The 22,946-nt window shown below is 72.1% G+C and carries 19 protein-coding genes and 1 tRNA gene; 12 read left to right on the forward strand and 8 right to left on the reverse strand.

From position 1 onward, the window contains the following. Positions 1 to 117 precede the first annotated feature (117 nt). Entirely contained in the window at positions 118 to 948 is an 831-nt protein-coding gene (locus ACFZCY_RS10920) for a helix-turn-helix domain-containing protein (RefSeq protein ID WP_391171142.1), read from the forward strand. Here the strand turns inward: ACFZCY_RS10920 and ACFZCY_RS10925 are convergent. Next, entirely contained in the window at positions 938 to 1,894 is a 957-nt protein-coding gene (locus ACFZCY_RS10925; RefSeq protein ID WP_391171144.1) for an EamA family transporter, read from the reverse strand. The two genes, ACFZCY_RS10920 and ACFZCY_RS10925, sit on opposite strands and share 11 nt — an antisense overlap. 73 nt (positions 1,895 to 1,967) lie before the next feature. Here ACFZCY_RS10925 and ACFZCY_RS10930 point away from each other — a divergent pair, with 73 nt between their 5' ends. Continuing rightward, positions 1,968 to 2,468 (forward strand): winged helix-turn-helix transcriptional regulator, encoded by a 501-nt coding sequence (locus tag ACFZCY_RS10930; protein ID WP_391171146.1) that lies wholly within the window; start codon positions 1,968 to 1,970, stop codon positions 2,466 to 2,468. A gap of 183 nt (positions 2,469 to 2,651) precedes the next feature. Here the strand turns inward: ACFZCY_RS10930 and ACFZCY_RS10935 are convergent, their stop codons facing one another. Then, positions 2,652 to 3,641 (reverse strand): aldo/keto reductase, encoded by a 990-nt coding sequence (locus ACFZCY_RS10935; RefSeq protein WP_391171148.1) that lies wholly within the window; start codon positions 3,639 to 3,641, stop codon positions 2,652 to 2,654. A 113-nt stretch (positions 3,642 to 3,754) separates the two neighbouring features. Here ACFZCY_RS10935 and ACFZCY_RS10940 point away from each other — a divergent pair, with 113 nt between their 5' ends. Beyond that, complete coding sequence (locus ACFZCY_RS10940; RefSeq protein ID WP_391171150.1) at positions 3,755 to 4,177, forward strand: NUDIX domain-containing protein; 423 nt, start codon at positions 3,755 to 3,757, stop codon at positions 4,175 to 4,177. 111 nt (positions 4,178 to 4,288) lie between these two features. Here ACFZCY_RS10940 and ACFZCY_RS10945 read toward each other — a convergent pair whose 3' ends face one another. Further along, positions 4,289 to 6,856 carry an FtsX-like permease family protein gene (locus tag ACFZCY_RS10945; protein WP_391171152.1) on the reverse strand — a complete coding sequence of 856 codons (2,568 nt, stop codon included), beginning with the start codon at positions 6,854 to 6,856 and terminating at the stop codon, positions 4,289 to 4,291. Further along, positions 6,853 to 7,641: an ATP-binding cassette domain-containing protein gene (locus tag ACFZCY_RS10950; RefSeq protein ID WP_391171154.1), complete on the reverse strand. Its 789-nt coding sequence runs from the start codon at positions 7,639 to 7,641 to the stop codon at positions 6,853 to 6,855. Before ACFZCY_RS10950 ends, ACFZCY_RS10945 begins: the two co-directional genes overlap by 4 nt. Positions 7,642 to 8,092: 451 nt before the next feature. Between ACFZCY_RS10950 and ACFZCY_RS10955 the strand changes: the two genes are divergently transcribed. Next, positions 8,093 to 9,733: an MFS transporter gene (locus ACFZCY_RS10955; protein WP_391171156.1), complete on the forward strand. Its 1,641-nt coding sequence runs from the start codon at positions 8,093 to 8,095 to the stop codon at positions 9,731 to 9,733. 19 nt (positions 9,734 to 9,752) lie between these two features. On the opposite strand, the gene ACFZCY_RS10960 is transcribed toward ACFZCY_RS10955, so the two are convergent. The 3 genes from ACFZCY_RS10960 to ACFZCY_RS10970 form a co-directional block, all read right to left on the reverse strand. Continuing rightward, a complete protein-coding gene (locus ACFZCY_RS10960; protein WP_391171159.1) occupies positions 9,753 to 10,682 on the reverse strand; it encodes a cellulose-binding protein in 930 nt (309 codons plus the stop codon). Between the two features lie 210 nt (positions 10,683 to 10,892). Continuing rightward, positions 10,893 to 14,087: an SUKH-4 family immunity protein gene (locus ACFZCY_RS10965; RefSeq protein WP_391171161.1), complete on the reverse strand. Its 3,195-nt coding sequence runs from the start codon at positions 14,085 to 14,087 to the stop codon at positions 10,893 to 10,895. Between the two features lie 5 nt (positions 14,088 to 14,092). Next, complete coding sequence (locus ACFZCY_RS10970; protein WP_391171163.1) at positions 14,093 to 15,070, reverse strand: HNH endonuclease; 978 nt, start codon at positions 15,068 to 15,070, stop codon at positions 14,093 to 14,095. Between the two features lie 196 nt (positions 15,071 to 15,266). On the opposite strand from ACFZCY_RS10970, the gene ACFZCY_RS10975 reads away from it, so the two are divergent. Together ACFZCY_RS10975 and ACFZCY_RS10980 are read left to right on the forward strand one after the other, a co-directional pair. After that, entirely contained in the window at positions 15,267 to 15,788 is a 522-nt protein-coding gene (locus tag ACFZCY_RS10975) for a YwqJ-related putative deaminase (RefSeq protein WP_391171165.1), read from the forward strand. Beyond that, entirely contained in the window at positions 15,785 to 16,285 is a 501-nt protein-coding gene (locus ACFZCY_RS10980; protein WP_391171167.1) for an SUKH-3 domain-containing protein, read from the forward strand. The genes ACFZCY_RS10975 and ACFZCY_RS10980 overlap by 4 nt, the downstream gene beginning before the upstream one ends. Positions 16,286 to 16,410: 125 nt before the next feature. On the opposite strand, the gene ACFZCY_RS10985 is transcribed toward ACFZCY_RS10980, so the two are convergent. Further along, complete coding sequence (locus tag ACFZCY_RS10985; protein ID WP_391171169.1) at positions 16,411 to 17,784, reverse strand: histidine kinase; 1,374 nt, start codon at positions 17,782 to 17,784, stop codon at positions 16,411 to 16,413. A gap of 267 nt (positions 17,785 to 18,051) precedes the next feature. Here ACFZCY_RS10985 and ACFZCY_RS10990 point away from each other — a divergent pair. From ACFZCY_RS10990 to ACFZCY_RS11015, 6 genes are all read left to right on the forward strand, one after another. Further along, positions 18,052 to 18,123 (forward strand) — tRNA-Gln (locus tag ACFZCY_RS10990). A gap of 112 nt (positions 18,124 to 18,235) precedes the next feature. Further along, positions 18,236 to 19,702, forward strand: a complete 1,467-nt coding sequence (gene glmU / locus ACFZCY_RS10995) for a bifunctional UDP-N-acetylglucosamine diphosphorylase/glucosamine-1-phosphate N-acetyltransferase GlmU (RefSeq protein ID WP_391171171.1) — start codon at positions 18,236 to 18,238, stop codon at positions 19,700 to 19,702. 74 nt (positions 19,703 to 19,776) lie between these two features. Further along, positions 19,777 to 20,754, forward strand: a complete 978-nt coding sequence (locus ACFZCY_RS11000; protein ID WP_391171173.1) for a ribose-phosphate diphosphokinase — start codon at positions 19,777 to 19,779, stop codon at positions 20,752 to 20,754. 218 nt (positions 20,755 to 20,972) lie between these two features. Continuing rightward, entirely contained in the window at positions 20,973 to 21,569 is a 597-nt protein-coding gene (locus ACFZCY_RS11005; RefSeq protein ID WP_391171175.1) for a 50S ribosomal protein L25/general stress protein Ctc, read from the forward strand. Positions 21,570 to 21,711: 142 nt separating this feature from the next. Beyond that, a complete protein-coding gene (pth, locus tag ACFZCY_RS11010; RefSeq protein WP_391171178.1) occupies positions 21,712 to 22,308 on the forward strand; it encodes an aminoacyl-tRNA hydrolase in 597 nt (198 codons plus the stop codon). A 67-nt stretch (positions 22,309 to 22,375) separates the two neighbouring features. Beyond that, on the forward strand, positions 22,376 to 22,894 hold the full coding sequence (locus ACFZCY_RS11015; protein ID WP_391171180.1) for a hypothetical protein: 519 nt from the start codon (positions 22,376 to 22,378) through the stop codon (positions 22,892 to 22,894). Positions 22,895 to 22,946 lie beyond the last annotated feature (52 nt).

Below are 22,946 nucleotides of genomic sequence, written 5' to 3' on the forward strand. Positions count from 1 at the left end.
GCTGGCGTTGCGGTCATGCACTCAGCATGCGCACCGTTCGCATCATGAGGTAGTAGACCCGGCTTCCTGGGACTATCAGTACCAGGTAAAAGAAAATGCACTTGCGAGAATGGAGGCATGCCCCGGACAGAACTCGGTGAGGCCCTGCGCTCCTGGCGCGACCGCCTCAGCCCCGACACCGTCGGCCTGCCCTCCGGCGGCCGCAGACGGGCACCCGGCCTGCGGCGCGAAGAACTCTCCCAGCTGGCGGGGATCTCCGCGGATTACATCATCCGCCTCGAACAAGGACGCGCGAGCAATCCCTCACCCCAGATCGCCGAAGCCCTCGCCCGCGCCCTGCGCCTCGACCCGGCCGAACGCGAGCACCTCTTCCACCTCGCGAAGCTGGCCGTCCCCGGCCCCGGAACCATCCCGCGCCACATCACCCCCGGCGTCCACCGCATCCTCGACCGCCTGACCGGAAGCGCCGTCGCCGTCTACGACGCCGCCTGGACCCAGCTGCTCGCCAACCCCCTCTACTGCGCGCTGATAGGGCAATGGCACGGGCCCGACCTCAACGCCGTCTGGCGCGCCTTCATCACCTCCACCACCCGCGTGCGCCACACCCCCGAATCCAACGGACAGCTGCAGCGGCTCCTCGCCGCCGACCTGCGGCGCACCGCTGCCCTTTATCCCGACGACCCCGCCCTCACCGATCTGCTGACGCAGCTTCGGCGGCGCAGCGCCCGTTTTGCCGGCCTGTGGGACACCGGCACCACCGCCGAACATCAGGCAAGCCGCAAGACCATCGACCACCCCACCGTCGGCCCCCTCACCCTGGACTGCGATGTCCTCCACGTGGCCGGCAACCACCTGCGCATCATGGTGTACACCGCGGAACTCGGAACCGAGGACGCCGACCGCCTCGCTCTGCTGTCCGTCATAGGGACACAGAGCCTCACCGGATGAACGAACCTCCCGCGGCCAGCTCGTCGGCGGAAGGCTCGGTGCGTGTCGTGGCGGGCCGCGCGCGGGAGGTGGGGAGGCAGGCCGCGGCCAGACCGCCGAAGATCAGCAGGCTGCCGAGGGCGGCGGTCGTGGTGAGGTGCTCGTGCAGGACGAAGACGCCGAGGAAGGACGCGGCGAGGGGTTCGGCAAGGCTGAGGGTGCCTACGGCGGCCGCGCTGGTGGCGGGGATGCCGGCGGAGAACAGCCAGTACGCCAGGGCGGTGGTGACCAGTCCCAGCCAGGCGATCAGGTACAGCGTGGCGGGCTGGGCGAGTGCGGCGGTGTCGGTGGCCATCCACGGCACCAGCGGAACGGCGCCCAGCAGCAGCGAGAGGGCGGACACGGCCGGCAGGTGTACGTGCGGGTGGTCGGTGGTCAGCTGCTTGGCGTGCACGGCGTACAGGCCGTAACAGACGCCTGAGACCGTGGCGGCGAGCAGTCCGAGGACGTCGACGCCGGCGCCCGTGGGCGCGAGCAGCAGGGCACAGCCGGTCACGGCGGCGGCGGTGGAGACCAGCCACGTCCGGGTCAGGCGTTCACCGTTGACGGACCTTGCGATCAGACCGGTGGCGGCGGGAGCGGCGCCCAGAGCGACGACGGTGGCCAGCGCGGCGCCCGTGCGCGCGGCGGAGTACAGGAAGGCCGCCTGAAAAACGGCGGTGGCCACGGCGCAGATCAGCAGAGGGCGGGCCAGGCCCTGCCGCATCGCCGGGAGCAGGGCCCGCAGATGGCGGCGGGCGAGAGCACCCAGTACCGCACCGCCGACCAGCAGCCGCCAGGCCCCGAGGGCGGCGGGGCCCAGCGAGGTGTCGGCCAGGGCTTGTGCGGGTCCGACGGTGCCCCACAGCAGAGCGGCCCCCAGGATCAGACCGGCACCGCCGGAGAATCCGTACTTTTGTTGCCTCATGGCCTCGTAGGCTAAGCATTAATGCGCCTCAGTGGCTGGCCTGGCGAACTTCGTAAGACATAGAGCGGAAAACATGGAACTTGATGCGGTCGACATGGCTCTTTTGCGAGAGCTGCAGAACGATGCACGGCAGACCAATCGGGATCTGGCCACGAAGACGGGTGTTTCCCCGTCGACGTCGCTGGAGCGGGTGCGGCTGCTCAAGGAGCGCGGACTGATCACCGGCTACCACGCCGCGCTGGACCTGGAGGCAGCCGGGCGGCCCGTGCAGGCCCTGATCTCGGTACGGATCCGTCCCCCCGCCCGGCCGGTCATCGAGGGATTCCGGGAATGGGCACTGCAGCTACCGGAGGTGATCGCCATGTTCGTCACCTCCGGCTCCCACGACTTCCTCCTGCACATCGCGGTACCGGACGTGAACGGCCTGTACGCCTTCGTTATCGACCGGCTCACCGAACGGCGCGAGGTGGCCGACGTACAGACGACCATGGCGTACGAGCACGTCCAGTCACGGATCATCGAACCGGCCGGCGTCGCCCCCGAGCGGACGCGGCATGCGCGTCGGCACCGGTGAACGGCACGGGACGTCATGCGCGGCGGTTTCGGCTGCGGTATGTGCCCGGCGCGAGGCCGCGGTGGCGCCGGAACGCCCGGCTGAAGGCGGGTGCCGAGGTGTAGCCCACGGCGGGCGTGGAGTCGTTCAGCACCGCGAGCGTCTCGGTCACCGCGCTGGGCGCGGTGACCGGGGCGCCGGCGTTCAGCGGTTGACGAAGGTGAGGCTCTTCTCGTCGTAGCGGGTTCCGGCGACCTGGTCGGCCGGGGCCGCCGCGTCGATCGCGGCCAGATCAGCGGCGGACAGCTCGATGGCGGCCGCGGCGAGGTTCTCCTCCAGGTACTTCTCGCGGCGGGTGCCCGGGATCGGCACCACGTCGTCGCCCCGGTGCTGCACCCAGGCGAGGGCAAGCTGACCGGCGGTGACGCCCTTCTCGGCGGCCAGTTCGTTCAGCTTGTCGACGATGGCCAGGTTCTGTTCGAGGTTGCCGTCCGCGAACCGGGGCTGGGTGCGGCGCATGTCCGTTTCCGGCAGGTTCTCGACCGAGGTGTAGCGGCCGGTGAGGAAGCCGCGGCCGAGCGGGGAGAAGGGGACGAGGCCGATGCCGAGTTCCCGGCAGACCGGGGCGGTCTCCCGCTCCAGGTCCCGGGTCCACAGCGACCATTCGCTCTGGAGCGCCGCGATGGGGTGCACCGCGTGGGCGCGGCGGATCGTCTCGGCGCTCGCCTCGGACAGCCCGAGGTGGCGCACCTTGCCCGCCTGGACCAGTTCGGCCATCGCGCCGACGGTCTCCTCGATCGGGACCTCGGGGTCGACGCGGTGCTGGTAGTAGAGGTCGATGTGGTCGACGCCGAGGCGGCGCAGCGACGCGTCGCACGCCTCGCGTACGTAGGCCGCGTCGCCCCGGATCGCGGTGGGCTCGCCCAGCCGGTTGGCGAAGCCGAACTTGGTGGCCACCACCGCCTGCTCCCGGCGGCCCCCGGTCAGGGCACGGCCGATCAGCTCCTCGTTGTGGCCGGAACCGTAGAAGTCGGAGGTGTCCAGCAGGGTGACGCCGAGGTCGAGGGCGCGGTGGATGGTGGCGATCGACTGCGCGTCGTCGGAGTCGCCGTAGCCGTGGCTCATCCCCATGCAGCCCAGGCCCTGGGCGGAAACGGTGAGTTCACCCAGGTGACGGGTGGGCAGATCGGACATCAGGTGCCTCCTTCGTGGTCGTGACGAGCACGCTAGGAGTTGGAGCGCACTCCAAGTCAACCGAGGAAAAACCGCTGGCCGGGGGCGCACCCCCGACTGCCAGAATCGCCCGCATGACGTACACGACGTACGAGGACGAAGAGCCGATGATCGTCGTCGCCGCCGCGATCGTCCAGCGGGGACGGCTGCTGGTGGTGAGCAAGAAGGCGGCTCCCGAGGTCTTCTACCTGCCCGGCGGGAAGCCGGATCCGGGCGAGGGCCCGCTGGAGACGCTGGCCAGGGAGCTGGACGAGGAGCTGGGCGTGGCGCCGCTGGAGCCGCGGCTGCTGGGCGAGTTCGAGGGGGTGGCGGCGCTTGAGCGGGTGCCGATGCGGCTGACGGTGTTCGAAGCACGCATCGACGGGGAGCCCCGCCCGGCGGCCGAACTGGCGCAGATGCGCTGGACAGCGGGCGAGGGTGATGTCCGGCTGGCGTCGGCCATCCGGAACCACGTGGTGCCGCTGTTGCGGTCCGGGGGCGCGCTCGCGGCGGCGTGAGTCCCGCGCGTGAAGAAGACCGGCCCGGTGCGCTCCCCCGTCGCACACCGGGCCGGTCCGTGCTGCCCCTCCCCCCAATAGAAGGGGCAGCGGTCCCTTCCCTGCCTCCGGTCAGTCCGTCGCGATGGCGTTCAGGATGTTCATCCGCGCCGCCCGGAAGGCCGGGACCAGGGCCGCGATCAGGCCGACCACGGCGGAGCCGATGAAGACCGTGATGATGGTCGACCAGGGGATCTCCAGGGTCTTCAGCCCCTCCAGCGCGAGCAGCTTCTGCGCGGTCGCGCCCCAGCCCATGCCGAGGCCCAGGCCGAGCAGCGCGCCGAAGAGGGCGATGACGACGGACTCCAGCCGGATCATGCGGCGCATCTGGCGCCGGGAGAGGCCGATGGCGCGCATCAGGCCGATTTCCCGGGTCCGTTCGACGACCGACAGGGCCAGGGTGTTCACCACGCCGAGGATGGCGACGATGATCGCGAGCGCCAGCAGACCGTAGACCAGATTGAGCAGCTGGCCGATCTGGTCCTTCATCTCCTGCTTGTAATCGGTCTGGTCCTTGACCTTCACCGACGGGTAGGGGTGGAGCTGGGACTTGAGGGAGGAGTAGGCCGCGTCCTCCTGGCCGTCCTTGGCCTGCGCCAGCATCATGCTGTTCGTCGGCATCAGCTCGGCGGGCACATAGCGCTCGACGGTGGTGATGTTGAGGTACAGCGCGCCCTTGCCGAGGCTGACGTCGTCCGAGGTGATCGCGGCGACCGTGAGCTTCGCGGTCTTGCCGTCCTTGAAAGCGACGGTCAGGGTGGAGCCCTTCGTCACCTTGTGGTCCTTGGCGAAGCCCTCCGGCACCGCGATGGCGTCCTTGCCGTACGCGTCGGCCAGGTTGCCCGCGACGACCGGGGTGCGCAGGTCGTCCACGTACGTCGGGTCGGCCGCGGACAGGTCCTTCTTGACCTTTTCGCCGTCCGGGAGAGTGAGCTCGGCATCCATGATGCGCTTGACGTCGCTGACGTGGGTCAGGCCCTTGGCCTGGTGCACCGCCCGCTCGGCCTGCTTGGTGATCGGCTGCGCGCCGGCCTGGACGATGAAGTCCGCTCCGACCGACTTGTCCAGCTCATCGGTGGCCGAGGCGACCATCGAGGAGCCCACCACCGAGAGGCAGGCGACCAGCGCCAGGCCGATCATGAGGGCCGCGCCGGTGGCGCCGGTGCGGCGCGGGTTGCGCAGCGCGTTGCGCTCGGCCAGCCGGCCGACCGGCCCGAAGATCCGCAGCACCACGGTGGCCAGGGCCCGGACCACCAGACCGGCCAGCAGCGGGCCGATGACGATGAAGCCGATGAGGGTCAGCACCACGCCGAGGGCCAGGAACATCGAGCCGTCGACCGCCTTGGCCGCGTTGCCCGCGACGACCAGGGCCGCCGCGCCGCCCGCGGTGAGCAGGGTGCCGATCGCGCCCCGGATCCGTCCGGCCTTGGTGTCCGCCGGGGTGCCCGCGTCGCGCAGGGCCGCCATCGGGGAGATGGTCCCGGCCCGGCGGGCGGGGATGTAGGCGGCGATGACGGTGACGACGATGCCGATGGTGAGGCCGACGATGGGCGTGGTGGGCTTCACCGTCAGCTGATCGGTGCTCAAGTGCAGACCCGCGTTGCCCATGAGCTTCATCAGGCCGACCGCGAGGCCGACGCCGCCGAGGACGCCGAGGATCGAGCCGACGACACCGAGCAGCAGCGCCTCGACCAGCACCGACCGGTTGATCTGCTTGCGGCTGGACCCGATGGCGCGCATCAGGCCGATCTCGCGGGTGCGCTGGGCCACCAGCATGGAGAAGGTGTTGACGATCAGGAAGATGCCGACCAGGACCGCGATTCCGGCGAAGCCGAGCATCGCGTACTTCATGACGTCCAGGAAGGACCCGATCTGGCTCTCGGCCTCCTTGCTGGACTCGGCCTTCGTCTGCACCTTGAGGCCGGGGCCGAGGTCGGCGACCACGGCCTTCTTCAGCTGCTCGTTGCTGACGCCGGGCCGGGCGGTCAGCGCGTAGCTGGTGTACGCACCGGGCGCGCCGAGCAGCTTCCGCTGCGCGGTGGCGGTGTCCATGTAGACGAGCGTGGCGCCCGGGTTGGTCACCTGGAACGTGGCGATGCCGACGATCTTCGCGCGGAACTCACCGGGCAGGGCGATGATCCGCAGCTCGTCGCCGAGCTTCAGCTTCTTGCTGTCGGCGGTGTCGGCGTCGACCATCACCTCGGTGGGGCCGCGCGGCGCGTGGCCGGAGGTGAGCTTCACCGAGCGGTGCTCGGTGGTGTCCCAGTTGGTGCCGATGGTGGGGGCACCGGACTTGGGCCCGATGCTGTCGCCCTTGCGGTCGACGACCGTGACCGCCTCGCTGGTGGCGTCCCCGGCCACCGACTTCACGCCGTCGATCCGCCGCAGCCGCTCCAGGTCCGCACCGGGCAGGGTACGGATTCGGCCCTGCTGGCTGTCCTGGTCGCCGGCCCCCTTCGGGCCGACCGTGACGTCGGACGCCGTACTCCCGAAGAGCTTGTCGAACGTGGCGTTGGTGGTGTCGGTGAAGACGAGCGTGCCGCAGACGAAGGCCACGGACAGCAGGACGGCGATGGCGGACAGCGCCATCCGTCCCTTGTGGGCGAGGAAGTTGCGCAGTGAGGTCTTGAGGACGGTCATGACACCCGTCCACGCGCGTCGAAGTGCTTCATGCGTTCGAGGACCAGGTCGGCGGTGGGGTTGTACATCTCGTCCACGATCCGGCCGTCGGCCAGGTACAGCACCCGGTCGGCGTAGGAGGCGGCTACGGGATCGTGGGTGACCATGACGATCGTCTGGCCCAGCTCGTCCACGGACCGCTTGAGGAAGCCCAGCACCTCGGCACCGGCCCGGGAGTCCAGGTTTCCGGTCGGCTCGTCACCGAAGATGATCTCGGGGCGGGCGGCCAGGGCGCGGGCCACCGCGACGCGCTGCTGCTGACCGCCGGACAGCTGGTTCGGACGGTGCCGGAGCCGGTCGGCCAGGCCGACGGTCTGCACCACCCGGTCCAGCCAGGCCCGGTCGGGCTTACGGCCCGCGATGTCCATCGGCAGCGTGATGTTCTCGATCGCGTTGAGCGTCGGCAGCAGGTTGAACGCCTGGAAGATGAAGCCGACCCGGTCCCGGCGCAGCTGGGTGAGCTTCTTGTCCTTGAGCCCGGTGATCTCGGTCTCGTCGATGAAGATCTGGCCCGAGGAGACGGTGTCCAGACCCGCGAGGCAGTGCATCAGCGTCGACTTGCCGGACCCGGACGGGCCCATGATCGCCGTGAACTGGCTGCGGGCGATGTCCACGTCGACGTGGTCCAGCGCGACCACCCGGGTCTCGCCGGAGCCGTACGCCTTGACCACCTGGCGTGCCCGGGCGGCGACGGCCGTATGTCCTCCGCTGCCCCCGGTCTTGGGAATCGATACGGCCGTTGTCACGGTGTTCTCCTCTTTGTCGTCTATGTCGGACCCGGGAAGGTCACACATGTCCGATCACAAGTGTCCGATCACATGTGTCCGCGCGCCCGGTCAGCCTTCCGGAATCCGGCGGCCCGGACGATGAGGTCGGGCGCCGTCTTCGGGTGGGGCCAGCCCTACCCCCCTCGGTCCTGCTGGCCGTAACCACAGTAGGCAGCGGTACGCCCCGGCTCGTCCTTCCCCGGAACGAACCCCGGGTAGGAGGAAGGGGGACGTATCCCCTAGGGGAGTAAGCCCTCGGGTGGAGTGCGTCTCGGGGTCGACCCTGCACCCCTACGTAACGGAAGGTGCAAGTCCGGCGCCTCAGCAGCCCTGATGCGTTCTTCCCCTGCCCCGAGGCGGCATGGAATGGTGGGTCGTACAAGAACTGGAGACATCAGCCGGCGCGGACCGGCGGAGGGAGTGCGCCACGGTGGGCGGCACCGCAGAAGGGCCTGACGCGGACCCGATATCCCCCCTCCCCGAGAACCCCCCTCCCGGTGACGCGGCCGCCGCCACTCCCCGCGGCCGCCGCCCCGTCGTCGCCGCGCTGATGCTGAGCATGGCGCTGACCGCCCTCGACACCACCATCATCTCGACCGCCGTGCCGCAGATCGTCGGCGATCTCGGCGGCTTCTCCGTCTTCTCCTGGCTGTTCTCCGGCTATCTGCTCGCCGTCACCGTCACCCTGCCGGTCTACGGGAAGCTCTCCGACACCTTCGGCCGCAAGCCGATCCTGGTCGCGGGCACCATCGTCTTCGTCGTCGGCTCGCTGCTGTGCGCCGGAGCCTGGAACATGGCCTCCCTCATCGCCTTCCGCGTGATCCAGGGGCTGGGCGGCGGGGCGCTCCAGGGGACCATCCAGGTCGTGGCCGCCGACCTCTACCCGCTCAAGGAACGCCCCAAGATCCAGGCCCGGCTCTCCTCCGTATGGGCCCTGTCCGCGGTGACGGGCCCCGCGCTCGGCGGTGTGCTCGCCGGATACGCCGACTGGCGCTGGATCTTCCTCATCAACCTGCCGATCGGGGCGCTCGCCCTCACCCTCATCGTGCGCCATCTGCACGAACCGGTACGGCAGCGGGCGGCCCGGCCCCGCATCGACTGGGCGGGCGCCCTCGCCATCTTCGCCTGCGGCGGGCTGCTGCTGACCGCGCTCGTCCAGGGCGGAGTGGCCTGGGGCTGGCTCTCCGCGCCCTCCCTCGCGCTGCTCGCGGCGAGCGCCGGATGCGCGGCCCTGACCGTATGGATCGAACGGCGCGCCGCCGAACCCATCATCCCCGGGTGGGTGTGGCGGCGCCGCACCATCTCGGCGGTCAACCTCGCGCTCGGCGCGCTCGGCCTCCTGATGATCGCCCCGACCGTCTTCCTGCCGACCTACGCCCAGTCGGTGCTGGGACTCGGGCCGATCCCCGCCGGGTTCGTGCTGTCCGTGATGACGCTGAGCTGGCCCATATCGGCCGCCCTCAGCAGCCGCGTCTACAACCGCGTCGGCTTCCGGAACTGCTCCATGATCGGCATAGGCGCCGCCGGGCTCATCCTGGCCGCCTTCCTCCTGCTCCCCTACCCCGGCGCCGCCTGGCAGCCCGCGCTGATCATGCTGCTGCTCGGCGCCGCCCTCGGGCTCTTCCAGCTTCCGCTGATCATCGGCGTGCAGTCGTCCGTCGGCTGGGAGGAGCGCGGCACCGCCACCGCCTCGATCCTGTTCTGCCGCCAGGTCGGCCAGTCCATCGGCGCGGCCCTGTTCGGGGCCGTCGCCAACGCGACCCTCGCCGCCCGGCTCGCCGCCGCCCCGCCCGGCATCCGCGACGGCCTGCCCGGCGACCTCGACTCGATCTCCCACGCCCTCGACCACCCCGGCGCCCTCAGCGCCCAGGCCGCCGACTATCTGCGGCGCGCCGTGGACACCGCCGTCGACCACGTCTACCTGGGCGCCGCGTCCGCGGCCGTCCTCGCCCTGCTGGCCCTGCTGTTCCTCGCCCCGCGCCGCTTCCCGGTCCGCGCCGAAACGGGAAGCGGAACGGAAACGGAATCCGCCGCCGGCCCGCTGACGGCGAACCCCGCCCGGGAGACCTGACCCCGCCGGGGCCGGGCCGTCAGGTCTCGGGGTGCGGACGCGGATGCGGCGCCGAAGCGGTGTCCTCCGCGACCGGCTTGCCCGTCAGGGCCGCCAGACTGCCGCGTACATGCTCCAGATGCGCCTTCAGTTCCTCGCGCCGCTCCACGTGCTCGCGCAGTGTCCGCTCGGTCTCCCGGGCCAGCCGCTCCTCCCGGGCCCGGGCCTGCGCGATGATCTCCGCCGCCTGCGCCTGCGCGTCCTCCTGCCGCAGCCGCGCCGCCTGGTCGGCCATCGCGTACTCCCGCTTGGCGTCCGCCAGCCTGGACTGGGCGTGCTCCTCCATCTGGATCAGCCGCGCGGTCATCGCCGCGTCGCGCTCCACCAGCTCATGACCGGCCGCCTCCCACCGGTCCGCGTGCTCCCGCTCCTGCTCGGCGATGAGCGCCGCGGTACGCCCGCGCATCTCCTTCAACGCCGCCAGCGCCTCGCTGCGCCACTCCTTGACGTCCCGGCGCGCGGCCGCGCGCACCTCCTCGACCTGCGCCTGAGCCTCCTCCACGGTGCTGCGCGCCGACGCCTCGGCGGCCTCCCGCACCCGCTCCGCCTCGTCCCGGGCGGCATCCCGGACGGCCCGGGCGGCGGCCTGCGCGGCCTCCCACTCCTCCTGCGCCGCCGCCTCGGCCGCTGCCCGCAGGCAGCCCACCTCCTCCTCGGCCGCCATGAGGATCAGCTGCGCGCGATCGCCCAGCGATTCGTACGTCTGGGGGGCCAGCTGGGCGATCACCTCGCGCAGCCGTTCGGCGTCGGCGGCCAGCTCGTTGGCGAGAACGGTGAGGCGCGCGGCGCGTTCCCACGCCACGTCACGCGCCTCGGACAGCTCCGCCACATAGCGGTCGACCTGCGCGGGACGGTAACCACGGCCCCGTCCGCCGATGGTGAAGCCATGACGTGACACCGATGCGCCCATCCTTGGAACCCCTTTGTCCGGTAGGCAACGCGCTCCGGCGCACATCTTGATGGATGGGGTCTTATCGCCCATAACGCGACACTCCGCCCATCTCCCCGGCCGGGGCCCGCCCGGGTACCACAACGACGAGGCGCCCGCCCCCGTCACGGGGGTCGGGCGCCTCGCATGGGGCACGCGCTCAGCGCGCTCCGGCGGTCCTACGGGGTGGAGTCAGAGCAGACCGTCCCACATCTGCTCCAGCAGCACCGCCCACCAGTTGTCCGGCGCGGACAGCGCGGCCGGGTCCAGCGCCGCGAGCTGCGCCTGGAAGTCGACGGTCCAACGGCCCGCCTGCTCCGGCGTCAGCCCGTACCGCAGCCGCCACATACGGCCCAGCAGCCCCATGCAGCGCACGAACTCCGGCAGGCCGGTGTTGACGAACTGCGCCGGGACCGGCTGCGGCGCGGCCTCCAGCGGCACGGCCACGATGTGCGCCGTGCCGTACTGCACACACAGCTGACGGCCGAAGTCGTTGCCCATCACCAGGTACGACCCCGCGTCGGCCGCGGGCTGCACGCCCCGCTCCGCCGCCAGCTCGGCGAGCGTCGGCACCGGACGGCCTTGCTGCGCCTGGGCCCAGAAGAACGGGCCGAAGTCCGCGGGCAGCCCCGCCCACACCAGCGTCTGCGCCACCACGTCCGGTACGCCCTGCCGCGACACCGCGCGCTGGTCGAACCGTACGAGGCCCTGCGGCCCGAACGCCTGGCCCAGTTCGTGCGCCAGCCCCTCCGGCGGCACCGGCGGAATCGGCTGCACCTGGCTGGGGTGCGGCAGCGGCACCCGGTTGGGCGCCGGGCGGGCCGGGCCGTCCGCGACCTGGTGCAGCTCGCCCTGGTGCTCGATGAGGTGGCGCACACCCTGCTGCCGGGTCGCGTGGTCCCGCCCGTACGGCGCCGTGTGGCTGATCCGCACCTGCGGCCACGACTCGCGGATCATCCGCGCGCAGTAACCACCCGGCAGATCACACGACTCCAGCTCGGTGTGCAGCTCCAGCACCTGCTGCGGCGGCACGTTCATCGCCCGCAGCTCGTGCAGGATCTGCCACTCCGGGTGCGGGGTACCGGGCGCGGAACGGCGGATCAGCTGCTGCTCGGAGCCGTCCTGCGCGCGGTAGCGGAGGACCGCCATATAGCCGGGGCCGACGGTCGGCAGCCCGGCGGGCGGCGGCGGATACGCGTACCCGCCACCGGGCGCGGGCGGCGCCATACCCGGCTGCGGAGCACCGGGCGGCGGAGCCATCCCGGGCACCGGCGGGCCGGAGGGCGGCGGCATGTGGGGGGCGCCGGGTGCGCCCGGGGCTCCGGGAGCGCCGGGCGGGCCGGGCGGCGGCGGGGTCTGACCGCCCGCCAGCATCGTCGCCGCCGCGTGCACGCCGCCACCGGGAGCCCCGGGAACACCTGGGGCGCCGGGCGCGCCGGGGAAGGGGCCCGGCGGGGGCGGCGGGGTGTGCGGACCACCCGCACCGGGGACACCGGGAGGGCCGGGCGGGTGCGGGCCGGATGGCCCAGCCTGCCCCGGAACACCGGGCGGGCCGGGCGGCGGCGGAAAGCCGGAAGCGCCGGGGCCGGGCGGTGGCATCTGGCCACCCGCCAGCATCGTCGCCGCCGCGTGCATACCGCCACCGGGAGCGCCGGGAGCGCCGGGGGCACTGGGCGCGCCCGGGGCGGACGGAGGCGGCGGCGTCTGGCCGCCGGGCGGCGTCTGACCGGGTGCGCCGGGGCCGCCCGGGCCGGACAGCATCGTCGCCGCCGCGTGCACCCCACCGCCGGGAGTACCGGGGGCCGGAGGCGGCGGCGGGGTCGGCGGACCGCTCTGCGCACCGGGAGCGCCAGGGGCGCCGGGCGCACCCGGAGCGCCAGGGGCACCCGGGGCACCCGGGATGCCGCCGCCCATGCTGTCGGCGTCGAGCTGCGAGACCAGCTGCGTCGGTACGTACCCACCGGCCGGAGCGCCAGGAGCGCCGGGGCCGGACGGGCTCGGCGGCGGAGGCGTGTGCGCGCCCGCACCCGGCCGGGCGCCGGGCGTACCCGGCGCGCCGGGCGGCGGCGGGGTCGCAGGGCCGCTCACCGGGCCCGCCTTGTGGGTGGCGGCGTCCGCGATGTCGCCCGCGCCGGAGGACGCGCCGCCGGACGCGCCGGAACCGCCCGCCGCCCCCGGAAAGCCGAAGGGCGGGGCGACGGAGGTGGGCGGCAGCGCGCTGCCCGCCGACATCAGCTCGGTCTTGGCGTCCGGCCGCACCCCGGGGGCCGGGGTGTCCTCGTCGTCCGAGCCCGCGAGCGGCGGGGCGAACACCGTGGCGGGCGGGGCGACCGAGCGATCGCCGTCGTCACTCGCGGAGTTGGTGTCGGCCCACGGCGTACCGCCGCCGGGCGTGGCCGAGCCCTTCGGCGTCTCGCCGGAGGCGGGCGCCGGGGCGGGCGGAGGCGGGGCCCACGGGCCACCGCCCCCGGGTGCCGGGGCGGGCGGGGGCGGCGGCGCGGGCGCATCGGTGCGCGGCCGCGCCACCCCGTCCGTGGGCCAGTCGTCCACGTCGCTGTTCCGCCGCGGCGGCGCCACGCCATCGGCCGGCCAGTCGTCCACCGGCGCGGGTGCGGGCACGGCGTCGCGCGGCTCACCGACACCGGGCGGCGGCGGAGGCGGACCGTTACGCCAGCCCTCGTCGGCGGCTGAACCGGAAGCCGAACCGGACGCGGGCGCGGGTGCGGGTGCGGACGGCGATCCGGACGCGGGCGTATCGCTCCGCGGCGACGGCACACCGCCCGAGGGCCAGTCGTCCACCGGCTCCGGCGCGGGCACGGCATCCCGCGGCTCACCGCCACCGGCCGGACCGGACGCGGGCACGGACGGCGATCCGGACGCGGGCGTATCGCTCCGCGGCGACGGCACACCGCCCGACGGCCAGTCGTCCACCACCTCGTCCGCCGCGGGGGCGCTCTCCGCGGCGGACCGCTGCGCGGGGACGTCCGGCGCGTCCGCGCCACCGCCGCCGCTCATCGCGTCAGCCGCCTCCTGCAGCCACTCCGGCGGAGTCAGCAGGAAGGACGTCACGTTGAGGTCGATGCGCTGCTGCCGCCCGGAGGTCTCCTGGGCACGCTCGTCGTTCGCCCCGTACTCCTCCTCGTACCGGCGGATCACCTCACCCACCGGCAGCCCGGGCCACAGCGTCGTCTCCCCGCTGTCCCGCGCGATCACCAGCCGCGCGCCGTCCACCGGTGCGCCCGAGACCGCTCCGTCCGGGCGGTCCTCGGCCCAGGCCACGAAGCCCAGGTCGAACTCCCGCACCCGCACCTCGCGCTGCTGGTAGGCGGGCACCTCGCCGTTGATCCAGAGTTCGGCGCGCTCCTGCGCCTGTGCGAAGGTCACCATCGCGCTCACCCCTCCACGGGTACGGCGTACGCGAATCCGCCGTCCACCATCAGGTTCGCCACGGTCTCCAGCTCCGGCGGATTGCCCGCGAGCCGCAGCAGGAAGGCGTCGAAGTCCTCCCCGCACGGCAGCATCAGCCGCTCCACCCGCTCCTGGACCGTCCAGCCGTCGCGGTCCCGCGCGTCGTCGTACGCGCAGAACCACACCGAGCCGATCGCGTCACCCTTCACCTTCACCGCGATCACCCCGCCCTGGACGAAGCCCACGCCCAGGTAGTCCTTGGTGAAGTGGTCGCGCAGGCACTTGTTGACATAGACGAGGTCGTTGACCGCCGCCTCGTCGCGCACCGTGAAGAACGGCTGGTCGACCAGCAGCCCCAGCTCCGGATCGAGCGCCGCGCCCACCGGCGCGCACCCGCCCGCCGCCTTCAGGAACGCGCGGTACGACTCCGGCAGCCGGTAACCGAGGTCCTCCTCCACGCCCAGCACCTGCTCCTCGGTGACCGAAAGCCCCCGCACCGGCAGCCCGAAGTGGATCGGCCGGGTGTCCTGCAACGGACGGGTGCCCCGCTTGTCCTGGTCCACCAGGGCCGTCGCCAGCCCGCCGTGATGCCGCAGCAGGGCCTTGACCTCGACCGGGATCAGCTCCATCCGGCGGCCGCCGGGCACGTGGTGCCACGTCCAGCCGTGCGGAGTGGCCACCGCGGAGACGTCGTTCCACAGCTCATGACCGGTGGCGTGCAGCGCGGCGTTCGCCGATACGAAATCGGTCAGCCGCAGCTCGTCGACCCCGAACCCCTCCGGGGGCTCGGCGATTTCGGCGGCCACGCGGGCGTACGGCGAGAAGTCCGGAAAGCCGTTTTCGTCGACCCGGACGCCCATGGGGTGGCGGGCGGCCCGAACCGGATCCGGGAAGTGCACGACCTGCCCGGCGTAGGCCGTGTTCGGTGGCGCGGCATGCTGCCCGAGCCGACCTGTCGTCATGGCGGTTGCCCCCTGCTGATGCTGGCGTATGGGGCACAGCCTATGCGGTGGGGCCACAAGCGGAACCGGTCGGCCACCACCCCACCCGCCCACCTGGGCCGACGGACCCGGACTACCGCATTTCCCGTCGCGTTTGGCAGGCTGATCTTTCGCAACCGGGGGATTGCGGTGGATTGCACAGGGAGGGACCCACCACATGCACATCACGCAGAGCAACGGGGGCGGCGACGGAGCCGCCCCCGCGGCCAGCGACCCCCGGCTCAGATGGAGCAGCGTCGACCCCGACGCCGGCCCGCCCCCGCTGCACCACCGCCGCGACACGCTCCTGCCCGCCGTCGCGGCCGCCCTCTCCGTCCGCGGCGAGACCCTCACCTGCACCGGAGGCAAGGCCGACCAGGCGCCCGCCCTCCACCCTCTCGTACAGGACTTCCTCGACGCCCTCACCAGCGGGCAGCGCGAACGCTTCACCGGCCGCTGCCCCGAAGCCGTCCTGCTCTCCCGCCACCTGACCGCCGTCGAAGCGGGCCGCTCCAAACGCGCCGCCCGCAAACCCCTCACCCACGGTGAGGCCCGCCGCTCCCTGAAACAGTCCAAGCTGACCGCACGCCGCATCCGCGAAGCGGGCGACCCGCAGCACGGCTCCTACGCCCCGCCCTGCCTCTCCTGCACGGCGCTGCTGGCCCATTTCGGCGTGCGGGTGGTGGGTGAGGAAGCGTGACCCGCCCCTTCGACCGCACCGACACCACCCGCTTCCCCGTCCCCGTCGACGCCGCGCTGCGCGAGGCGGGCTGGGAGCCGGGCCGCTGGGACATGCAGCGCGCCGAACACTGGGCGGACACCCTGTCCGCCCACACCTCCCCCGCCGGGCACCGGCACACCGTCTTCCCGGCCGCCGTCGAGGCCTGGGCCGAATTCGGCGGACTGCACGTCCAGCCGCCGGGCGCCGGCCGCCAGATCGCGCCCACCCCGTTCCGCATCGACCCCCTTTACGGCCTCCACCTGGCCCGTACGCTCGGCGACTTGGGGCGCGCCCTGGAGACGGAGGTCTGCCCGCTGGGAGAGGAGGCCGACGGGCAGGGGCTGCTGACCATCGACGCGGAGGGGCGGATCTACAGCCTCGACCACACCGGCGACTGGTATCTGGGCGCCACGCTCGACGCTGCGCTGGGCACCCTGATCACCGGCACGCTGCCGCCGCGTCTGTCCCGCGCCTGAGCGCTGCGCCGGCGGTGCGGTGTTTGCGCCGTTGGTCCTCGCGCCGTTGGTCCTCGCGCCGTCGGCCGTCCGCGGCGCCGCCGTGGCCGATCGCGCAGTTCCCCGCGCCCCCTGCGGGGCGAGCCCTACGCCGTCCTGGCACGGTGGGCCGTGCGGGTGCGGTCGGGGATGACCGCCGAGACGCGGAAGCCACCGGCGTCCGTCGGGCCCGAGACGAAGCCGCCGCCCAGTGTCGACACCCGCTCCTTCATCCCGACCAGCCCATTGCCCCCGCTCGGCAGCCCGGCGTCCGCCGCGCCCCGCTCCGAGGGGCCGTTCTCCACCAGCACCGCGATCTCGGCGCCCCGGTGCGCCAGGCGGATCCGGGTGCTGGCGCCCGGGGCGTGCTTGTGCACGTTCGTCAGCGCCTCCTGCACCACCCGGTACGCGGTCTGCTCCACCCGCGCCGCGTACCGCCGCTCCTCGCCCTCCACCGACAGCTCCACGGCCATCCCCGCCGCCCGCGACTGCCCGACCAGCGCCTCCAGTTCCACCAGCCGCGGCCCGGCCGCGTCCGGACCCGCGGCCGCGTCCTCGACGGATTCGATGGCCGAGGCCGACGCCGCCTCGGCGGCCGCCGAGGCGGCGACCGCCACCGAGGCCAGCGGCACCGGCTTCCCCTCGGCGGGGACGTCCGACCGCAGCACGCCCAGCATCTGCCGCAGCTCGGTCAGCGCCTGCCGCCCCATGTCGCCCACCAGCGCCGCGTTCTTCGACGCCTTCTCCGGATCCTTGAGCGCCACCGCCTGCAGCGCCGCAGCGTGCACCACCATCAGGCTCACCCGGTGCGCCACCACGTCGTGCATCTCGCGCGCGATCCGGGTGCGCTCCTCGTTGCGCGCCCACTCGGCCCGCTCCTCGGCCCGCTCCGCGAGCAGCGACAGCTCGCGCTCCAGGCCGTCCGCCCGCTCGCGCAGGCTCTCCACCAGCCGCCGCCGGGCGCGGACGTACAGCCCGAGCAGCACGGGTGGCGTGGTCAGCGCCAGGGTGATCGTCAACGAGAAGAGCGGGGCCTCCCAGACGGCCGCGCCCCAGGTCTCCCGTGGGTTTTCCTGCTGGAAGCGGATCATCGCGACGAGGAAGGTCCCGGCCCCCGCCATCCCGGCCAGCACCGCCGAGATCCGGCGCGGCACCTCGGACGCGGCGAGGGTGTAGAGGCCGACGACGCCGAGCAGCAGCCCCATCTCGGCGGGGGTGACGGCGATCGATATCAGCACCACGGCGATCGCCCAGCGCCGCCGCAGCACCAGGGTGGCCCCGATGATCAGCCCGAGCGCGACTCCGAGGGCGACCGGAATCCGGGCGTCGTGCGCGAACCCGACGCCCTCCGCGGCGCATTCGGTCGCCGACGCGACGCCGAGCACGATGTCCAGCACCATGCTCCGCCGCCGCGGCCACCACAAAGGTCCGGCGGGCGCGCCGCGCGCACTCGTCTCCTCAGATGCCCCCGTCGCACTCATAGCGACCAGACTACGGCCGCATGCCAGCCCTTTTCCGGGGGACACGGCCGCACATGTCTCACTCGAATGGTCGGGATATCAACGGTTTTAACTCGAACAGTTGAATCGGCCATATTTTCGATGCCTGTGTCCGCCGAGCGGAACGCCCCGTGGGGGCGAGGGACCGGACACTGACCCATACCGTCGCATCGAAGGCCGGCGGTACGGCATAGTGGTGGGGGCCAAGTCGACTGCCCGACCGGGTGTCCGACTTGGACCTCTCTGCTATCCCCTGTGGTGTAATTGGCAGCACAGTGGCTTTTGGTGCCATTAGTCCGGGTTCGAGTCCTGGCGGGGGAGCCCCAATTCCGGGTCCCGATCCTTACGGTCGGGACCCGCGGTCGTTTCTGGGGGGAAACCTCTCGGTATCCTGCGGGTGTCCACCCCCGACCCGAAGCCGAAGGGCACACCCGTGAGCGCCAACCGCCCGGCAGCCGTCGTCGTCCTCGCAGCGGGTGAGGGCACCCGCATGAAGTCGGCGACCCCCAAGGTTCTGCACGCCATCTGCGGCCGGTCCCTCGTCGGGCATGTCGTCGCCGCCTCCCGCGAGCTCTCGCCCGAGCATCTGGTGGTCGTGGTCGGCCACGCCCGGGAGCAGGTCTCCGCCCATCTGGCCGAGATCGACGCCGACGCCCGTACCGCCGTCCAGCACGAGCAGAACGGGACCGGGCACGCGGTCCGGATGGGCCTGGAGGAGCTGTCCGACAGCGGCGTGGCCCTGGACGGCACCGTGATCGTCGTCTGTGGCGACACCCCGCTGCTGACCGGTGAGACCCTCAAGCAGCTCGCCGGGGCGCACTCCGCCGACGGGAACGCGGTGACCGTTCTCACCGCCGAGGTGCCCGACGCCACCGGCTACGGCCGCATCGTGCGGGACGAGGCGTCCGGCGCCGTCACCGCCATCGTGGAGCACAAGGACGCCACCGCCACCCAGCGCGCGATCCGCGAGATCAACTCCGGTGTCTTCGCCTTCGACGCCCAGCTGCTCACCGACGCGCTCGGCAAGGTGCGGACCGACAACAGCCAGGGTGAGGAATACCTCACCGATGTGCTCGGCATCCTGCGGGAGGCCGGGCACCGGGTCGGCGCGTCCGTCGCCGCCGACCACCGCGAGATCGTCGGCATCAACAACCGGGTGCAGCTGTCCGAGGCCCGCCGGCTGCTCAACGACCGGCTGCTGGAGCGCGCGATGCTCAGCGGGGTCACGGTGGTCGACCCGGCCACCACCTGGATCGATGTGACGGTCACCGTCGAGCAGGACAGCGTGATCCACCCCGGCACCCAGCTGCTGGGCACCACGCATCTGGCCACGGGCGCCGAGGTCGGCCCGAACTCGCGGCTCACCGACACCACGGTCGGCGAGGGCGCGGTGGCGAGCTTCACCGTCGCGTTCGACACGGTCATCGGCGCCGGCGCCTCCGCCGGGCCGTACACGTACCTGCGCCCCGGCACCCGGCTGGGCCCCAAGTCCAAGGCCGGTACGTACGTGGAGATGAAGAACGCCGAGATCGGCGAGGGCACCAAGGTGCCGCATCTGTCCTATGTGGGCGATGCCACGATCGGCGACTTCACCAACATCGGCGCCGCCAGCGTCTTCGTGAACTACGACGGTGAGAAGAAGCACCGTTCGACCGTCGGCAGCCACTGCAAGACCGGCTCGGACAACATGTTTGTGGCTCCTGTCACAGTAGGAGACGGGGCGTACACCGCCGCCGGCTCGGTCATCACCAAGGATGTGCCCCCGGGATCGCTCGCCGTCGCACGCGGACAGCAGCGGAACATCGAGGGCTGGGTCGCCCGCAAGCGCCCCGGAAGCGCCGCGGCGCAGGCGGCGGAAGCCGCAGCGGCCGCGCGCCAGGAGGACGAGGGCGGGCAGTGACCTGCGAACCGGTGCGCCCATGCGGGGGCGTACCGTAAAAGCGCGCACCAAAGTGACATCCAAGGAGACGTGACGTGACCGGGATCAAGACGACCGGCGAGAAGAAATTGATGCTCTTCTCCGGCCGCGCCCACCCCGTGCTGGCCGAGGAGGTCGCCCACGAGCTGGGCGTCAGCCTGGTCCCGACCAAGGCTTTCGACTTCGCCAACGGAGAGATCTACGTCCGCTTCCAGGAGTCCGCGCGCGGCGCCGACTGCTTCCTGATCCAGAGCCACACGGCTCCGATCAACAAGTGGATCATGGAACAGCTCATCATGATCGATGCGCTGAAGCGGGCCTCCGCGCGCTCCATCACGGTGATCGTGCCGTTCTACGGCTATGCCCGTCAGGACAAGAAGCACCGTGGCCGGGAGCCGATTTCGGCGCGACTGATCGCCGACATGCTCAAGACCGCGGGTGCCGACCGCATCCTCACGGTCGACCTGCACACCGACCAGATCCAGGGCTTCTTCGACGGTCCGGTGGACCACCTCTTCGCGCTGCCGATCCTCGCGGACTACGTGGGCGCCAAGGTCGACCGGTCGAAGCTGACGGTGGTGTCGCCGGACGCGGGCCGCGTGCGGGTGGCCGACCGCTGGTGCGACCGGCTGGGCGCCCCGCTGGCGATCGTGCACAAGCGCCGCGACCCGGACGTGGCGAACCAGGTCACGGTCCACGAGGTCGTCGGTGACGTCCGGGGCCGGGTCTGTGTCCTGGTCGACGACATGATCGACACCGGTGGCACGATCTGCGCCGCCGCGGACGCGCTGTTCGCGAACGGCGCGGAGGACGTGATCGTGACGGCCACCCATGGCGTCCTGTCGGGTCCGGCCGCGGACCGGCTGAAGAACTCCAAGGTCAGCGAGTTCGTGTTCACCAACACGCTGCCGACGCCGGGCGAGGTCGAGCTGGACAAGATCACCGTGCTGTCGATGGCGCCGACCATTGCCCGCGCCGTGCAGGAGGTCTTCGAGGACGGCTCCGTGACCAGCCTGTTCGAGGAGCACGCCTGATGGGCTTAACCGCGGGCCGCGCCGCGGACCGACCCAGCTGAGGCCACTCCCGGGCGGGGTGGCCTCAAGGCTGGGGAGACCGTTGGTAGACTCGTGGGGTTGCTCGGCGAGGGAGGCTGTGGTTCACACAGCTCGTCCGTTATCGACGCGCTCTTCGTAGCAGGTCTGTCGTGGGCCGGGTGACGGCCATCTGTACACGAACTACGAGGAGTGCCCCCATGGCCGAGGTCAAGATTCCCGCCAAGCCCCGCACCGAGTTCGGCAAGGGGGCGGCCCGCCGTGCCCGTCTGGCCGACCGCGTTCCCGGTGTCGTCTACGGCCACGGCGCCGAGCCGCTGCACGTGACGCTTCCGGCGTACGACCTGCTGATGGCGCTCAAGACCCCGAACGTCCTGCTGCGCCTGGAGGTCGAGGGCGGCAAGAGCGAGCTGGTCATCCCCAAGGCCGTGCAGCGTCACCCGATCAAGATCGGCATCCTGGAGCACGTCGACCTGCTCCTGGTGAGCAAGGGCGAGAAGGTCACCGTCGAGGTGCCGATCAACACCGAGGGCGACCTGGCCCCGGGCGCCAACCTGCTCGAGCACGTGCTGAACTCGCTGCCGGTCGAGACCGAGGCCACCCACATCCCCGAGGGTGTCACCATCTCGATCGCGGGCCTTGAGGCGGGCGACACCATCTACGCCAAGGACATCACGCTGCCGAAGGGCACCACCCTGGCCGTGGAGGACGACGCGCCGGTGCTGCACGTCGTCGCCCCGCAGGCCGAGGCTCCGGCCGAGGAGGCCGAGGGCGAGGGTGAGGGCGCCGAGGGCTGATCCCCTCTCGCTCCGTATCGCCTGGCGACCGCCGCCCCGCTGCTGCCAGCGGGGCGGCGGTCGCGTCATGAGACACCGCCCAGCTTGAGGCCGCCTGGAGTGCGGCACATCCCCTCACTCAGTCACTCGGGAGAACGAGACGATGAGCGACGCAGACGCGAGCAGCCCGTGGCTCGTGGTGGGCCTGGGCAACCCCGGCCCGGAGTACGCGGCGAACCGCCACAATGTCGGCTTCATGGTGGCCGAACTGCTGGCCGAGCGGATGGGCGGGCGCTTCAAGGCGCACAAGTCCCGTGCGCAGGTGGTGGAGGGACGGATCGGGCCGCCCGGTCCGGACAGCCGCCGGGTGATCGTCGCGAAGCCGATGTCGTTCATGAACCTGTCCGGCGGACCGACGACGGCGCTGCGCGACTTCTACAAGGTTCCGGTGGGTCATGTCATCGCTATTCACGACGAATTGGACATCGACTACGGCGCGCTGAGGCTGAAGCTCGGCGGCGGTGACAATGGCCACAACGGGCTGAAGTCGATCACCAAGTCGGGGGGCCCTGACTACTTCCGGGTCCGTTTCGGCATCGGCCGTCCGCCGGGCCGGATGGATGTCGCGGCGTTCGTGCTGAAGGACTTCTCCGCCGCTGAGCGCAGGGAGTTGGACTACTTCGTGGACCGTGCGGCGGACGCGGTGGAGACGCTCATCGTGGACGGTCTGGAACGCGCGCAGGGCACGTACAACTCCTGAACGGTTCTCGCGCGGTTGTTCGGCCGGAGGTTGACCCCGGGCCCGCCGGTGGCAAAGATCTACCGCCATGGCATCCACCGGCATCACCAAGCGCAGCCGCACGCGGCGAGCGGGCGAGAGCATGTACGGGCTGCTGTTGCTCGCGAAGAACGTGGCGATGACGCTTGTCGCGCTGCTGATCCTGGTGGCCGGGGTGTGGTCCTCCTGGGGCGACGCCAAGCCGTCGATGCTCACCAAGGGACTGGAGCGCGGCACGCTCACCGTGTCCCGCTGTGACGACGACTGGTGCACCGGCCGCTTCACCCCCGGCTCCCGGGGCGGTGAGGCGCGGCCCGAGGTGCGGGTCGACGCGGCGGTCACGGACGGCCGGGGCGAGCGGCTGCTGGTGGCCGTCAAACCGGGCAAGGACGAGGTGGTCCGTACGGGGACGGCGGGCATCCTGCACGCCTGGGTGCCGTTCGGCGGCTCGCTGTTGCTGGCGTCGCTGGTCGTGGCGGGCGGGCTCCGCATGCGCCGTACGGCCTGGGGGCTGGGGCTCGCGGGCGCGGCGCTGCTGGGGGCGTCCTTCGCCACGCTGACGTTCTAGGACTCGACGAGACATACGACGGCGGCCCGCTCCCCGGGGAGCGGGCCGCCGT

The sequence above is a fragment of the Streptomyces sp. NPDC007983 genome, assembly GCF_042958345.1.
Classification (GTDB): domain Bacteria; phylum Actinomycetota; class Actinomycetes; order Streptomycetales; family Streptomycetaceae; genus Streptomyces.

What these genes read in the sequence shown, in the direction of transcription:
- ACFZCY_RS10975 (WP_391171165.1), top strand. Translation starts at nt 15,267, where the DNA reads ATGCACATCACGCAGAGCAACGGGGGCGGCGACGGAGCCGCCCCCGCG.
- ACFZCY_RS10960 (WP_391171159.1), bottom strand. Translation starts at nt 10,682, where the DNA reads ATGGGCGCATCGGTGTCACGTCATGGCTTCACCATCGGCGGACGGGGC.
- ACFZCY_RS10930 (WP_391171146.1), top strand. Translation starts at nt 1,968, where the DNA reads ATGGAACTTGATGCGGTCGACATGGCTCTTTTGCGAGAGCTGCAGAAC.
- ACFZCY_RS10925 (WP_391171144.1), bottom strand. Translation starts at nt 1,894, where the DNA reads ATGAGGCAACAAAAGTACGGATTCTCCGGCGGTGCCGGTCTGATCCTG.
- ACFZCY_RS11005 (WP_391171175.1), top strand. Translation starts at nt 20,973, where the DNA reads ATGGCCGAGGTCAAGATTCCCGCCAAGCCCCGCACCGAGTTCGGCAAG.
- ACFZCY_RS10920 (WP_391171142.1), top strand. Translation starts at nt 118, where the DNA reads ATGCCCCGGACAGAACTCGGTGAGGCCCTGCGCTCCTGGCGCGACCGC.
- ACFZCY_RS11015 (WP_391171180.1), top strand. Translation starts at nt 22,376, where the DNA reads ATGGCATCCACCGGCATCACCAAGCGCAGCCGCACGCGGCGAGCGGGC.
- ACFZCY_RS10945 (WP_391171152.1), bottom strand. Translation starts at nt 6,856, where the DNA reads ATGACCGTCCTCAAGACCTCACTGCGCAACTTCCTCGCCCACAAGGGA.
- ACFZCY_RS10970 (WP_391171163.1), bottom strand. Translation starts at nt 15,070, where the DNA reads ATGACGACAGGTCGGCTCGGGCAGCATGCCGCGCCACCGAACACGGCC.
- pth (WP_391171178.1), top strand. Translation starts at nt 21,712, where the DNA reads ATGAGCGACGCAGACGCGAGCAGCCCGTGGCTCGTGGTGGGCCTGGGC.
- ACFZCY_RS10965 (WP_391171161.1), bottom strand. Translation starts at nt 14,087, where the DNA reads ATGGTGACCTTCGCACAGGCGCAGGAGCGCGCCGAACTCTGGATCAAC.
- ACFZCY_RS10935 (WP_391171148.1), bottom strand. Translation starts at nt 3,641, where the DNA reads ATGTCCGATCTGCCCACCCGTCACCTGGGTGAACTCACCGTTTCCGCC.
- ACFZCY_RS10985 (WP_391171169.1), bottom strand. Translation starts at nt 17,784, where the DNA reads ATGAGTGCGACGGGGGCATCTGAGGAGACGAGTGCGCGCGGCGCGCCC.
- ACFZCY_RS10940 (WP_391171150.1), top strand. Translation starts at nt 3,755, where the DNA reads ATGACGTACACGACGTACGAGGACGAAGAGCCGATGATCGTCGTCGCC.